The sequence below is a fragment of the Streptacidiphilus jeojiensis genome (assembly GCF_042510965.1).
Classification (GTDB): Bacteria; Actinomycetota; Actinomycetes; order Streptomycetales; family Streptomycetaceae; genus Streptacidiphilus; species Streptacidiphilus jeojiensis.
In genome coordinates this window covers 114,259-127,477 of record NZ_JBEUKS010000015.1, presented here as the reverse complement: position 1 = coordinate 127,477, position 13,219 = coordinate 114,259, and the positions used below count along the sequence as shown (strand labels likewise).

Genomic DNA, 13,219 nt, shown 5'->3' with positions numbered 1-13,219 from the left:
TTCTGTGCCGAGGAGCGGTCGTACTACTTCCAACTTGCATGACTAATCATGTATTCCTGAGATACGCCAGGCCCCCCACAGCGGCAGCGATTGCACGCGCCTCTGCGGCGGCCCGACCGTCAGCCTGTGGCGTCGGCGGTTCGGGGGTGGCGGATCCGGTGGGTGGCGATGATGGCGACCACGGCGGCCATGAGGCCCACCGCGGTCTCCAGGCAGCGGTCGACCAGCAGCGTGGACAAGGGCACTCCTGGTGTGGTCAGCGCCATGGCGATGGTCATGGGCGTCAGGAACACCAGGGCGCCCGCGTAGTTCCGCGTCACGAACGCCTCGGTGCATCCCATCAGTGCCACCACCAGCAGCAGCAAGACCAGCTGGCTCATGTGGATCTGGAAAAGGAGCGCCGCGGGGATGACGCCGGCCAGGGTGCCGACGAAGCGGTGGCCCGCTCGCGAGAGCTGTGCGGACGTCGTGGATCCGATGATCGGGATGATGGCGGAGACCATGGCCCAGTAGGGCCGATCGATGCCGAGCGCGGCCGCAGCCAGTCCTGCCGCGAGCCCCGCTCCCAGGCATGCCACCGCCTGCGCGGCGATGATGCGGCCGGGCAGGGGTCCGGGTATCGGAGTGTCGGTATCGCTGGCGTGCTTGAGCGGCGCATCCAACGCGGTCACCAGCAGGACGGTCACCACAGAAGCCGTGGAGAGGGCCAGTGCGACGGCGACGTCGGCCAGATCGGTGCCCGGCAGACTGGCGCAGACGGCGAAGCCGAACAGGAAGAACAAGGCCCCGGGAGGATTCCACCGTCGGATGTCCGCGAGAGCCGCGGTTGCGGCGGCGACGAAAGCCGTGCAGACCACCAGCAGCCAGGGAGCCGGCCGGGCGAGGGCCAGCGCGGCTCCGCCGACGATCACCAGCACCTGGGCGGCAGCAACCTCTGCCTGGACTCGCAGCCGGGTCCGGGGCGGGCGCCGCCGACCGTACACGGCCACCGTGGAGGCCAGCAGAGCATAGGGAGACCACTCCAGCCGCCCCGCCGCAGCGAGCGCGAGGACCGGCATCAACGCCGAGACCGCCAAACGTATGGAAACCCGGTGCGCCCCGTCGTTGGGACCGACCTGCACGAAGTCGACCAGACGCGGAACCGCTTCTGCGATCGGGAGACCCTGCTGTGCGCGCGACGACACGTCACCCACCTCCTTCACAAACAGACTACTTCGCTGGAGAAGTTTTTCCTTCGCTAGTACAGCACTTTCTTCCCATCCGAAGTAGATTGGGGGCATGGCAGACGCGATCGACATCATTCGAGCCCAGTGGGCAGCGGCGGAGCCGGACGTGGACACCAGCCCGGCAGAGGTCGTCGTGCGGGTGCTGCGCATCGCCCGGATCCTGCAGAAACGCAGCGATGACGTACTGGAGCGCCTCGGGATGACCCGGGCCGAGTTCGACATCCTCTCGCTGCTGATCCGGGCGGGACGGCCGGTCAGCCCCACAGAGATCTGCGACCAGCTGTGGACTTCGGCTGCCGGGACGACCAAGCGGCTGCACAAGCTGACCGACAGGCGGCTGGTCGTGCGCCGGCCGAACCTGCAGGACGGCCGCAGCATGCTCGCGGAGGCCACCGGGGCAGCGCGGGAGCAGGTCGTGCCGGTGCTGCACGAACTGACCCGCTTCGAAGGACAGCTCATCGAGCGCTTGGGGGGCTCCAAGGACTCCGTCGTCGACGCCCTGCGCACCCTGCTGGCCGCGGTCGAGGACGACCGCGCCGAGCCGGATCCCCGGGCTCTGCTCCGCTCAACGGCGCTGCGCCGCCCGCCCCCCGGGCGGGCGGCCACCTGATTCCCGTGGCCCCGGCCATGGCGCCCCACGGCGCCGGCCCCCGATATCAAGCGTTGGCTCGCTGCCCGACAGGGACGGGGAGGCGTCAGGCCGCGGGCGCGACTGGTGCCGCCGAGAACGCGATGGCCGGCTATCGCGATGACGAAGCGGGGCCGACTACGTGCAGAGCCGTTCCTCGGCGCCCAAGGGGGGCGCCACCGGCATCAGTCCCGCTCCCTGGACGGCGCCTGACGCAGCGTTTGAGGTTGCGTGAAGCCGCCTGCGAGCAGCACCTGCTGAGTGCGCCGGAAGTGCTCGGCCAGCAGTTCGGCCGCGAGGTCCGCATCCCGGGCCACGGTGGCCTCCATGATCGCGAGATGCTCGCCGCCGACGTCGCGCTTGGCCGACAGCCTGGCGGCGGCCGGCCCCGACCAGCGCCGGTACAGCTCGGTGGCTGCGCGCAGGGTGTGGCAGAAGTCCAGCAGGAGCGGCACTTGGCACGCGCTGATCAGCGCCTCGTGGAACGCCGCGTGCGCCGCCGCCCACTCCTCACCGGTCCGCTCCGGGTCGTCCGCATCGCGCATCGGGGTGCGCGCCAACCGGTGGTGGGCCGAGACGACCTCGCCCTCCCAGGACAGATCGCCGCGTTCGATGGCCAGCCGCAGTGCCCTGGCCTCCAGGTCGATGCGGACCAGGGTCAGATCTCCCAGTTCCTCGGGCGACAGGGTGACCACGTTGAAGCCCTGGCCGCTGCGCGCCGACACCAGTTTCTGCTCGGTCAGCTTCGTCAGTGCCTCCCGGATGACCCCGAGGCTGACGCCGAAGCGCTCGCGCAGCTCGGCGGGACTGAGTTTGTCTCCCGGGTGGAGTCGCCCAGCCAGGATGTCGCCGCGGATGCGCCGGTAGATGTCCTCGTTCAGTGTCACCGCTGTGCCACGCCTCGCCATGGGCGCAGTCTAGCTGGAGACGACTGCAGAACCAAAAGACGTTTACCTATTGACGAATCGATTCTTTACCCATAGAAACGATCCTGTAAACGCAATGAGTACAACGGAGGCAGCGATGCGCTTGGTCACCTTCCGCCGCAACGGGCGGACAGGCTTCGGACGGCTTACTGGCGACGGTGACGCCGTCATCGACTGTGTCCCCCTGCTGAACCCCGAGCTCGGTTCGGTGCGGGCCGTTCTGGCCGCCGGAGCTCTGGAGCAGGTCCGTGAGGCCTCCGAGGGCCGCACCGGCGATGTGAAGCTCGCCGACGTCGAGCTGCTGCCGCCGGTCCCCGATCCAGCGAAGATCCTGTGCGCCGGGGTCAACTACCGCACGCACCGGGAGGAGACCTCGCGTCCCGAGAGTGCGTATCCCACCGTCTTCCCCCGCTACGCCGACTCCCAGGTCGGCCACGACCAGCCGCTGGTACGGCCAGCCGAGACGGAGACCTTCGACTACGAGGGCGAACTCGCGGTCGTCATCGGTACGGGCGGACGACGGATCCTGGCCGAGGATGCCTTCGCGCACATCGCCGGATACGCCTGCTACCAGGACGGCAGCGTCCGGGACTGGCAGCGGCACTCCGGTCAGTGGGTGCCCGGCAAGACCTTCCCGGCCACCGGTGGTTTCGGGCCCGCCCTGGTGACCGCAGACGAGGTCGCGGATGTCGCGGCTCTGGACCTGGTGACCCGGGTGAACGGGGAGGTCCGCCAGTCGGCCTCCGTCGGCGACCTCATCTTCTCCATCCCGGAACTCATCGCCTACATCTCCACGTTCACGCCTCTGGCCCCCGGCGATGTCATCGTCACCGGCACCCCGGGCGGTGTCGGCCTGTTCCACGAGCCGCCGGTGTTCCTGCAGCCCGGCGACGTGGTGGAGGTCGAGATCTCCGGGATCGGCACGCTGCGCAACCCCATCGCTGCGGAAGCCTGAGGAAGGCGCCGTGAAAGCGATCACGGTCTGCCAGGCAGGCGGCCCCGAACAGCTCGCATGGGCCGAGGCCACGGCTCCCCGGCCCGCTCCGGGCGAGGTCGTGGTGCAGGTGGCGGCCGCCGCCGTCAATCATGCGGACCTTCGCCAGCGGCGCGGCCTGTACCCCGTGCCGCCGGGCGCCTCACCCATCCTGGGCCTGGAGTGCGCGGGAGCGGTCGTCGAGGTCGGACCCGACGTCCAGGGCGTCGCCGTCGGGGACCGGGTCTGCGCCCTGTTGGACGGCGGCGGCTACGCCGAACTTGTGGCTATCCCCCAGGGGCAACTCCTGCCGATCCCCGACGGGCTGGACTTCACCGAGGCTGCCTCGCTCCCGGAAGCGGCCTGCACCGTCTGGCTCAACCTGGTGATGTTGGGCGGACTCACGGCCGGGCAGACCGTGCTCGTCCACGGCGGCACCTCCGGCATCGGCACCTTCGCCCTGCAGGTCATCCGCGAGCTCGGCGCCCGGGCCGTGGCTACCGCCGGCTCCGCCCGCAAGACCGACTGGTGCCGCACCGCCGGGGCGATCGCGGTCGACTACCACCGCGAGGACTTCGTCACCGCCGTCCGCGACGCCACCGAAGGCCGCGGCGCCGATCTGGTCCTGGACTGTGTCGGCGCCCCCTACCTCGCCCGCAACCTGGACGCCCTCGCCGACGGCGGACGCCTCCTGGTCATCGGGCTGCTCGGCGGCCGCAGTACCGAGATCGACCTCAACACCCTGCTGCGGCGCAACCTCACGCTCACCGCCGGCACCCTGCGCGCCCGGTCGGCAGCCGAGAAGGCCCGCATCGTCGGCCAGGTGCGGGAGCACCTGTGGCCCCTGATCGACACCGGGCGGGTACGCCCCGTCATCGACCGCATCCTCCCCCTGCCCGAGGCCGCCGAGGCCCACCGGGCCCTGGAAGGAGGCGGCCACATCGGAAAGATCGTCCTGACCACCCCGCGATCTGACCCCCTCTCACTTCACCGCGCCCGAAAGGACAGCCGACTGCCATGAGTCTCCACACCCTTCGCCACATCACCCTCGGCGTCCCCGATCCGACTCCTGTCGCGGAGTTCTACACCGAGTTCGGCCTGCACCCACTCGGACAAGGGCGCTTCGCCACCCTCGACGGCGGTGAGCAGCTGCGCCTGGTCACCCGCCCCACCCGGCGCCTGGTCGCAATGACCATCGGCGCCGACAACCAGGACGACCTCGGACGCGTCGCATCGAGCCTGCACGCCCAGGGGTTCACCGCCGAGCGTCAGGAAGCCTCCGTCAGCGCGGTGGAACCGGTCACCGGCGTCACCGTACGCGTCGAGATCGCCGCCCCCATCAAGCAGAGCGACGACGGCCCGCTCGTCAAACCCAACGCGCCCGGCCGGCCGCTACGTGTCAACGCCCGCGCCGAAGCCCTCTCCCGGACAGCGCCGGTCACGCCGCGCAAGCTCGGGCACGTCGTCGTCGGCTCGACCGACCTGGCCACCTCGATGCGCTTCTTCATCGACGGCATCGGCTTCAAGGTGAGCGACAGCATCAAGGACCGCGGTTCGTTCCTGCGCTGCTCCACCGACCACCACAACCTGCTCGTCCAGAACACCCCGGCCACCTTCGTGCACCACAGCTCCTGGCAGGTCGAGGACGTCGACGAGGTCGGACGCGGCGCCGCGGCCATGCTGGAAGCAGACCCGGCACGCCACGTGTGGGGGCTGGGACGCCACCACGTCGGCTCGAACTTCTTCTGGTACCTGCGTGACCCCTCCGGCACCTTCGCCGAGTACTACAGCGACCTCGACGTCATCGTCGACGACGACCTGTGGAAACCCGAAGTCTTCAGCGGCCGCAACGCCCTCTACCACTGGGGCCCGCCACCACCCCCCTCCTTCATTCGCCCCGACGACCTGGCCGAACTCATGACCGGAGCACACCAGCCGCGTGGCTGAGTGCCGCCACACTGCACCCAAAGGAGTCGCACCATGACAGGTAGAAGAACGACCAGAACCGGCGAAATCACCTGGTGGCGCCTGTGGGCCACCCGCCACCGCCTCGCCGCGGCCCTGATGGCGGGCCTCGTGGCCACCCAGGTGGCGACGATCTTCGGCTACTGGTTCCCCGGCGTGGGCCTGCCCCGCCTGGACTGGAACACCGTGAACGGCCTGGTGTACGTGCCCTTCGCGTCTGCCCTGGAGAAGTTCGCCGTCGGCGGTGTCTTCCACTACGCCGACGGCATCGTCTTCGCCGTGGTCTTCGCGTGTGCACTGCACCCCCTGCTGCCCTGGCGCAACACTGTGCTCGGCAACATCGCCAAAGGACTGGCGTTCGGCACTCTGCTCGCCATCGTCGCCGTCGCATTCATGACCCCGCGCGTCTACGGACCCGCCATGGGCGCCGACCCCGGGTTCCTGAGCCTGCACCTGGGGTGGAAGTACATTCTCGCGGTCTTCGTGTGGCACTGGGTCTTCGGTCTGCACCTGGCCCTCCTCTACAACCCCCTGCCTGCCGACGCCGGCACCGAGACCACCCTCGCCCATGCCTCCCAGAGCGTCGTGCCCGCTGCCACCAGGCAGCAGACCGATCTCGCCGAGATCACCCCGGGCACGGCCGCCTAGCCTTCTGCGCCGCGTTGACGCGCACCTCGACCCCATCTACGCGGGCCAGGAGACCGATACCGTCCTGCCCCCACTCGAAGGACAATCGATGAGCACAGCCCCACACAGCGTCCCCTCCGCCGAGGAGTTCGACACGGACGTCCTCGTCGTGGGCACCGGTCCGACTGGCGCCACCTGCGCGCTCGCCCTGGCCACGCTCGGTATCCGCGTGCGGGTGGTCACCAAGTGGAACTGGCTGGCCAACAGCCCACGTGCACACATCGCCAACCAGCGTGCCCTGGAGGTACTGCGCGACCTCGGCGTGGAACAGGAGGCCACCTCGGTGGCGACGCCGTGGAACCTGATGGGCGACACCCTGTTCACCACGAGCCTGGCCGGTGAGGAAGTCGCCAGGCTGCGCACCTGGGGCACCGGCGAAGCCCGGACCAGCGACTACCTGCTGGGCAGCCCTTGTCCGATGTTGGACATTCCGCAGACCTACATGGAGCCGGTGCTGGTCAAGAATGCCGCAGCACGCGGCGCCGAGATCGTCTTCAACGCCCAGTATCTCAGCCATGTGCAGGACGACTCCGGCGTCACCTCCACGGTCCGTGACCGGCTCACCGGGCACGAATACACCATCCGCAGCCGCTACCTGATCGGTGCGGACGGCGCCCGGTCCACGATCGCGCAGGAACTGGGCCTGCCCATCGAGGGCGTCATGGGGCGCGCCGGCACCATCTACACCCTGTTCAGGGCAGACCTCACCCGGTACGTCGCCCACCGACCTGCCGTGCTGCACTGGATCATGACCCCGGGCGCCGGATACGGCGAGATCGGCATGGGCACCTTCCGCGCCGTACGCCCCTGGAACGAGTGGATCGCCGGCTGGGGATACGACATCGACGGCCCGAAGCCGGACACCAGCCCCGAGGCTGTCCTGCCACGGATCCGCGAGATGATCGGCGATCCGAGCGTGGACATCGAGATCGAGAACGTCACCACGTGGCAGGTCAACCAGGCCTGGGCCACCCAATACTCCAAGGGGCGGGTGTTCTGCGGTGGCGACGCCGTCCACCGCCACCCGCCGTCCAGCGGACTCGGCTCCAACACCTCCATGCAGGACGCGGCCAACCTCGCCTGGAAGCTCGCCTACGTGATCAAGGGGTGGGCCGGGCCCAAGTTGCTCGACTCCTACTCCGAGGAGCGGGCTCCCGTCGGTGCCCAGGTCGTCGCCCGGGCCAACCAGTCCCGCATCGACTACCGCCCCGTCAACGAGGCATTCCGTACCGAAGGCCAGGCCGATCCGGTCACCGCCGGCCTCGCGAAAATCCGCGACACCAGCCCTGCCGGGGTGGAGGCCCGTGACGCGCTCGTCGCTGCCATCGAGAGGAAGAACACCGAGTTCAACGCCCAAGGCGTAGAGCTCAACCAGCGCTACCGGTCCTGCGCCGTCATCCCTGACGCCGAGGTTGGCGAAGAGGTCTGGCGGCGCGATCCCGAACTCTACCTACAGGCCACCACTCGACCCGGCGCCAAGATCCCGCACGTCTGGCTGGTCGACGAGAGCGGGCACAGGCTCTCCAGCCTGGACGTAACCCAGAAGGGCACGTTCTCCCTCGTCACCGGTCTGGCGGGTCGGGCATGGGTACAAGCGGTGCAGAAACTCGACCTGCCGTTCCTGCACACCGTCGTCATCGGGACCAAGGGCGCCGAGGATCCCTACCACGACTGGCACCGCACCCGAGAAATCCACGAAGCCGGGGCGCTGCTCGTCCGCCCGGACGGCTACGTCGCCTGGCGCCATGGCCACCCTGTCTGGGACGACGAAGAGGCATTCCACCTCCTCCAGAAGGCCCTGATCGCTCTCCTCGGCTGACGTGTGCCCCCATTCCCGTGGCGGTATCCCGCGACAGGCACGCACCCGTCGCAGGACACCGCCACGGGCCCCAGGTGCCCTGCCCGGGTTTCGTCGTCAGTTGGCGCCGGTCACCTTGAAGGTCGAGTCCTCGAAGATGTGGTGCATGGTGGTGCCGATGTTGTGGACCTCGTAGCCGCCGTCGGAGAGCTGGACGACCCGGTCGATCAGACCGCCCGGGTACTTGGCCAGTGCCGCGGCCACCGCCAGGTCCGCGGTGGCCGCGCCGACGATGGTGCCCAGCCCGTCGCTGTAGTCCGCGGGGATCGTGCCGAACGCCTGGTTCCCGGACTTCTGCCCCCGCTGCAGCGCGCTGACATCCGACGACGCCGTCGTGTACGGGCTGCCCGCAGGCTCGACGGTCACCGTGGTCGCAGTGACCGACTTGTTGTTCACCGTCCCGAACACCAGGACGCCGACGCCGTTCTTGACCGTGTCCGCCGATGCCGCGGTCGGTGTGCCGCTCGTCGCGTCTCGGTAGGCGGTGGACGAGCCCGCGCTGACGGGGATCTTGCCCCCGGTCGGTGTCGTCACGGTGAACCCCGTCCCGGACACACTGCTGACCGTGCCCGAGGTGCCGCCGGGCTCGTTGACGGAACGGGCATTGGATCCCGACTCACCCGCACCGAGGGCCCCACGGCCCTTGCCGCCCTTGAACCCCGAAGGGGCACCGGCCGTGGTGTTCGACGAACCTGCGGTGACCACCACGCCGATGGCGATCCCGCCGCCCACCGCGAGCACCGCCGCCCCGGCAACGACCGCGATGTTCCGCCTGCGGGAGAAGAACCCCCGCCGCCCGGGCGGATCCACCGGATCAGGCGGCATCAGCTGCGCGAGCACGGGGTCCGGCTCGCCGGCCGGCGCACCGTCGTCCCCGGGCCCGCTGTGCGGCGTGTCGCCGCCGTCCTCGAAGCCGTTCATGGTCGGAAATCCTCTCTGCGACTACCTGCACAGAGAGTCTGGACGCCCGGCATGTGCCGGGCCGGGGGCGAAGGTGGGAGTTCCCTGACATCGCATCGCGTCGGCGGCATCCCGCCATCGGTCGCGATCACCCGTACCGGGTGACGTGGCCTAACCCGGTCGCGGCCAAAGCTGTAGTGGCAATCCCTCCGAGTTCGTCACCCGTGCTCCACCGCTCCTCGGCAAGGAGGCAACCATGGTCCGTCGGATCGTCACCGGTATCAGCGAAAACGGCAGGCCCAGGATCGTCAGCGATGCGGAGGTTCCGCGCTCGCCGAAGTCCACCATGACCCCCGGTTTCGCGAACTGCCTCGTGTGGGCCACCCAGGTACCGGCCTCGCCCGGGGCCGACCCCACAATGTCGCTGCGATCCTGGGTTCCTGGTCCCGGCGAGACGATCGCGTTGACCGTCACTTTCCCGCCCGACAGCGTCTACGCCGACCCTGCTTTCGATCCGGCGGCCGCTGCCGCCGAGCAGTTGGAGGCCACCCCCGGGCTCGCTGAGCTGTTCGAGCCGGACAACCCCGGTATGCACACCACACCGACCGTCGACTACGGGGTAGTCCTCGACGGTGAGATCACTCTGGATCTCGACGGGGAGACAGCCGTCTTGGGACCGGGCGACATCGTGGTACAGAACAGCACGCGCCACGCTTGGCGCAACCCGGGCAGTAAGGCCGCGACAGTCTCCTTCGCCATGATCGGCGTGCCCGAGACGTCGGCCGTCCGTTCCCGGAAGGCGGCCGAGGTCTGATGCTCGTCGAACTCCGAACACTCCAACTGAAGATCGCGGCAGGGCCCGCGGTCGCCGCCTCCTTTGCCGAGGCCCTGCCGGCGCGCACCGCACTGTCTCCACTGGCCGGCTTCTTCGCAACGGAGGTCGGCACGCTCAACCAGGTGATCCAGCTGTGGCCGTACCAGAGCGCCGCCGAGCGAGAGTCGGTCCTGGCCAGGGCGGAGAACCTTCCCCAGTGGCCGCCAGCGATCGACGAGCAGGTGATCGAGGAGCAGGTACGGCTGCTGGAGCCGCTGCCGTTCTCGCCGCCACTCGAGCCCGGTGAGTTCGGGGCCATCTACGAGATCCGCACCTACACCTACGGGGTCGGCTTCATGCCGGAGGTGATCGAACGCTGGGCCGAGAAGATCCCCGAGCGGCGCAAGCTGTCACCGTTCATCGGCGCGTATCGGACGACCACCGGCCGACGCGATCAACTGGTGCACATCTGGGCCTACCAGGATGCGGCTGAGCGCCAGCGGATCCGCGCGCGGGCGATCGAGACCGGGGCCTGGCCACCGAACACGCACGCCGAGGGGATGCTCCTCCGCCAGGAGAACATCCTCACGACCCCGGCTGCGTTCTCCCCTCTTCGCTGACTGAACCATGTCCGAAATACTCCGATCCGGGTGACGTGCACTAACCCCGCCGCGTCGCAGTATTTCCTTGGCAGCTCTAGTTGAAAAGGAGGATTCCATGTCTTCGACTCCCCTTGTCCCGAGCGATATCACCGCGCACGTCAAGAGCACGTACTTCCGGGTGATCCTGCCGCGTTCCGAGGAGAAGCCGCTCACCCAGCGCTACACGGACAACCTGAACGGCCGTGTGGCCTACGCCTTCGACTGGCCCGCCATCAACACCCGGGTGGTTGGGCTGGAATCCCCGTACGGGAACGTCTCGGCCATGTTCACTGACGATCCCGAGTCGTTCGACCAGTGGCGGAAGGACACGAAGGTGATGTTCGAAGTGGACGATGTTCCCGTCGTTCTAAAAGCAGCCGAGCGCCACGGCCTCAAAATCGTCCAGAAGCTGGGCCGCACCCCCGTGGCCATGCAGGGCCGCTTCGAGCTCGTCCCCGGCTTCGTCGTGGAGCTCATCATGTTCCTGCCCTCCGAGAATCCCTGAACGGAGCGCTGCCATGCCGAGCGAAATCCGGAAAGTCGTTCCCGCCGATCCCAGTGCGGATGACCACGCGACCGTTGTGATCAGTCGCACCGTCCGATCGGGTCACGAGGAGGAGTACATGGGGTGGCTGAGCCGGCTGATCAGCGCAGCAGAAGCCTTCCCCAACAACCTCGGGGCGGTGGTGCTCACCCCGGAGCCCGGCGAGTCGAACGTCTTCCACATCGTTCACCGCTTCGCCGACGAGGCTTCGCTGCAGGCATGGGAGGACTCCGAGACCCGCCGTAGCCTCTCGGTCGAGGCTGACGCGTTCTCGACCCTTCAGCGCCAGGAAGCGACTGGGATGGAGACCTGGTTCGCAATCGGGTCCGCTGCCAGATCGTCAGCACCCAAGAAGTGGAAGATGGCCAGTATCACGTTTGTCGTCGTCTACTGCCTGACGGCGGTCATCATTCCACGAGAGATGGCGTGGCTGCCCAGGTCATGGTCGTTCTACGTGACCAATATCTTTACCAACGTCATTGTTGCGACTTTGATGACCTATGTGCTGATGCCCGTCCTGGCGCGCGTTCTGAAGCGATGGCTGTACACGTCGTCATGACCTGTGAAATACCCCGTCCCGGGTGATGTGAGCTAACCCCGTAGCGGCGCAGTGTTCTCTCAGAAATCCCGACTGCAAAAAGGAGCCAATCATGGGCCAGCCGAATGGCATGTTCACCTACGCGAACTCGGCGCTGGTACTGATCGACTACCAGCCCCCGATGTTCGCCGCAATCCGCTCGGAAATCCCCGCCGAGGTGGTCGAGCTCAATGTCCGCGCCCTGATCAAGTCGGCCAAAGCCATGGACATGCCGGTCGTGCTCAGCTCGGTCGGCGTGCGGAGCGGCACGAACGCCGCCACGCTCGAGTCGATCGCCAATGAGCTCCCCGACTACCCGATTCTCGATCGCTCCACGATGAACGCTTGGGAGGACACGGCGTTCAAGGACCAGGTCGTAGCGACGGGTCGCCCTCGGCTGATCTTCGCCGCGCTGTGGACCGAGATCTGCCTGGTCTACCCGGTCATCTCGGCACTGGCCGACGGCTACGACGCCATGGTCGTCGTTGACGCCGTCGGCGGCACCTCTCAACTGGCACACGAGACCGGCATTCAGCGCCTCACCGCCGCCGGCGCCGCACCGACCACCACACGCGCCTGCGTCGACGAACTCTTCCGCGACTGGCGCACTCCGCAGGGCGCGGCCTGGCGCGACGAGATCCTGAAGCCCTGGTACCTGCCTGCGCTGCAGGAACTGAGCAAGGCGCACCCGGACGCCCGCTGGGCGGTCAACTGACCATGGGCCGGTTCTCCAGCAAGCGGGTCGTTCTGACCGGCGGTGCCACAGGTATCGGCCGAGCCACTGCCCTCGCGTTCGCGCGCGAGGGCGCGGCGGTGATGATCGGCGACATCGACGACCGGGCCAAGGAAACCACCGAGATCATCATCAAGTCCGGAGGGGCGGCTGTCTTCCAGCGCACCGACGTGTCTGATCCAGTTCAGGCGGCGGCACTCGTCCAGCGGTGCGTCGAAGAGTTCGGCGGCCTCGACGCCGCGTTCAACAACGCCGGCGTACTCCCACCGACCAAGGCCTTCCACGAGATGTCGCAGGAGGATTTCCATCGCGTCATCGATGTGGACGTCAAGGGCGTGTTCAACTGCATGCAGGCCGAGCTCAGGCACATGCTCGGGCACGGCGGAGGCGCAATCGTCAACACCACCTCGGTGGCCGGCCTGATCGCCGACCCGGGCATGGCGCCCTACGTCGCGGCCAAGCACGCGGTTGTCGGCCTGACCAAGGCGGCAGGTGTCGAGTACGCGCGCAATGGGATCCGCGTCAACGCGATCGCCCCTGGTCTGGTGCACACGCCGATGACCGACCGCTGGCTTGCCGACGAGGAGTTCACCAAGGCGTTCCTCGCCGCGAGCCCGATCGGCCGCCCGGCGGAGCCCGAGGAGATGACCGGCCTGGTGCTGCATCTGTGCTCGGACGAGGCGACATTCACCAATGCCCAGGTCTTCGTCATGGACGGCGGCCAGACGGCGCACTGAGGAGCCGCTC

The 13,219-nt window shown here is 68.3% G+C and carries 15 protein-coding genes; 12 read left to right on the top strand and 3 right to left on the bottom strand.

From position 1 onward, the window contains the following. Positions 1-119 precede the first annotated feature (119 nt). Positions 120-1,280 (bottom strand): FUSC family protein, encoded by a 1,161-nt coding sequence (locus tag ABUW04_RS33155; RefSeq protein ID WP_380568157.1) that lies wholly within the window; start codon positions 1,278-1,280, stop codon positions 120-122. Here ABUW04_RS33155 and ABUW04_RS33150 point away from each other — a divergent pair. Beyond that, entirely contained in the window at positions 1,279-1,836 is a 558-nt protein-coding gene (locus tag ABUW04_RS33150) for a MarR family winged helix-turn-helix transcriptional regulator (protein WP_380568155.1), read from the top strand. The two genes, ABUW04_RS33155 and ABUW04_RS33150, sit on opposite strands and share 2 nt — an antisense overlap. Before the next feature lie 203 nt (positions 1,837-2,039). Here the strand turns inward: ABUW04_RS33150 and ABUW04_RS33145 are convergent, their stop codons facing one another. Then, positions 2,040-2,762 carry a GntR family transcriptional regulator gene (locus tag ABUW04_RS33145; protein ID WP_380568153.1) on the bottom strand — a complete coding sequence of 241 codons (723 nt, stop codon included), beginning with the start codon at positions 2,760-2,762 and terminating at the stop codon, positions 2,040-2,042. 115 nt (positions 2,763-2,877) lie between these two features. Here ABUW04_RS33145 and ABUW04_RS33140 point away from each other — a divergent pair, with 115 nt between their 5' ends. The 5 genes from ABUW04_RS33140 to ABUW04_RS33120 all read left to right on the top strand — a co-directional run bounded on the left by ABUW04_RS33140 (position 2,878) and on the right by ABUW04_RS33120 (position 8,224). After that, complete coding sequence (locus tag ABUW04_RS33140; protein WP_030266870.1) at positions 2,878-3,735, top strand: fumarylacetoacetate hydrolase family protein; 858 nt, start codon at positions 2,878-2,880, stop codon at positions 3,733-3,735. A 10-nt stretch (positions 3,736-3,745) separates the two neighbouring features. Then, positions 3,746-4,774 carry an NAD(P)H-quinone oxidoreductase gene (locus ABUW04_RS33135; protein ID WP_380568151.1) on the top strand — a complete coding sequence of 343 codons (1,029 nt, stop codon included), beginning with the start codon at positions 3,746-3,748 and terminating at the stop codon, positions 4,772-4,774. Then, complete coding sequence (locus ABUW04_RS33130; RefSeq protein ID WP_380568150.1) at positions 4,771-5,700, top strand: VOC family protein; 930 nt, start codon at positions 4,771-4,773, stop codon at positions 5,698-5,700. The genes ABUW04_RS33135 and ABUW04_RS33130 overlap by 4 nt, the downstream gene beginning before the upstream one ends. 33 nt (positions 5,701-5,733) lie before the next feature. Next, positions 5,734-6,366, top strand: a complete 633-nt coding sequence (locus tag ABUW04_RS33125; protein ID WP_380568149.1) for a hypothetical protein — start codon at positions 5,734-5,736, stop codon at positions 6,364-6,366. Positions 6,367-6,454: 88 nt separating this feature from the next. Further along, entirely contained in the window at positions 6,455-8,224 is a 1,770-nt protein-coding gene (locus ABUW04_RS33120; protein ID WP_380568148.1) for an FAD-dependent oxidoreductase, read from the top strand. 96 nt (positions 8,225-8,320) lie between these two features. Here the strand turns inward: ABUW04_RS33120 and ABUW04_RS33115 are convergent, their stop codons facing one another. Continuing rightward, a complete protein-coding gene (locus tag ABUW04_RS33115) occupies positions 8,321-9,184 on the bottom strand; it encodes a hypothetical protein (protein ID WP_380568147.1) in 864 nt (287 codons plus the stop codon). Positions 9,185-9,419: 235 nt separating this feature from the next. Here ABUW04_RS33115 and ABUW04_RS33110 point away from each other — a divergent pair, with 235 nt between their 5' ends. From ABUW04_RS33110 to ABUW04_RS33085, 6 genes are all read left to right on the top strand, one after another. Next, complete coding sequence (locus ABUW04_RS33110) at positions 9,420-9,977, top strand: cupin domain-containing protein (protein WP_380568146.1); 558 nt, start codon at positions 9,420-9,422, stop codon at positions 9,975-9,977. Beyond that, entirely contained in the window at positions 9,977-10,597 is a 621-nt protein-coding gene (locus ABUW04_RS33105) for an NIPSNAP family protein (RefSeq protein ID WP_380568145.1), read from the top strand. The genes ABUW04_RS33110 and ABUW04_RS33105 overlap by 1 nt, the downstream gene beginning before the upstream one ends. 97 nt (positions 10,598-10,694) lie before the next feature. After that, positions 10,695-11,123 (top strand): hypothetical protein, encoded by a 429-nt coding sequence (locus ABUW04_RS33100; RefSeq protein WP_380568144.1) that lies wholly within the window; start codon positions 10,695-10,697, stop codon positions 11,121-11,123. Positions 11,124-11,136: 13 nt separating this feature from the next. Next, positions 11,137-11,721 carry an antibiotic biosynthesis monooxygenase gene (locus ABUW04_RS33095; protein WP_380568142.1) on the top strand — a complete coding sequence of 195 codons (585 nt, stop codon included), beginning with the start codon at positions 11,137-11,139 and terminating at the stop codon, positions 11,719-11,721. A 91-nt stretch (positions 11,722-11,812) separates the two neighbouring features. Beyond that, positions 11,813-12,454: an isochorismatase family protein gene (locus ABUW04_RS33090; protein WP_051726642.1), complete on the top strand. Its 642-nt coding sequence runs from the start codon at positions 11,813-11,815 to the stop codon at positions 12,452-12,454. Positions 12,455-12,456: 2 nt separating this feature from the next. Continuing rightward, positions 12,457-13,209: an SDR family NAD(P)-dependent oxidoreductase gene (locus ABUW04_RS33085; RefSeq protein ID WP_380568141.1), complete on the top strand. Its 753-nt coding sequence runs from the start codon at positions 12,457-12,459 to the stop codon at positions 13,207-13,209. Positions 13,210-13,219: the final 10 nt, after the last annotated feature.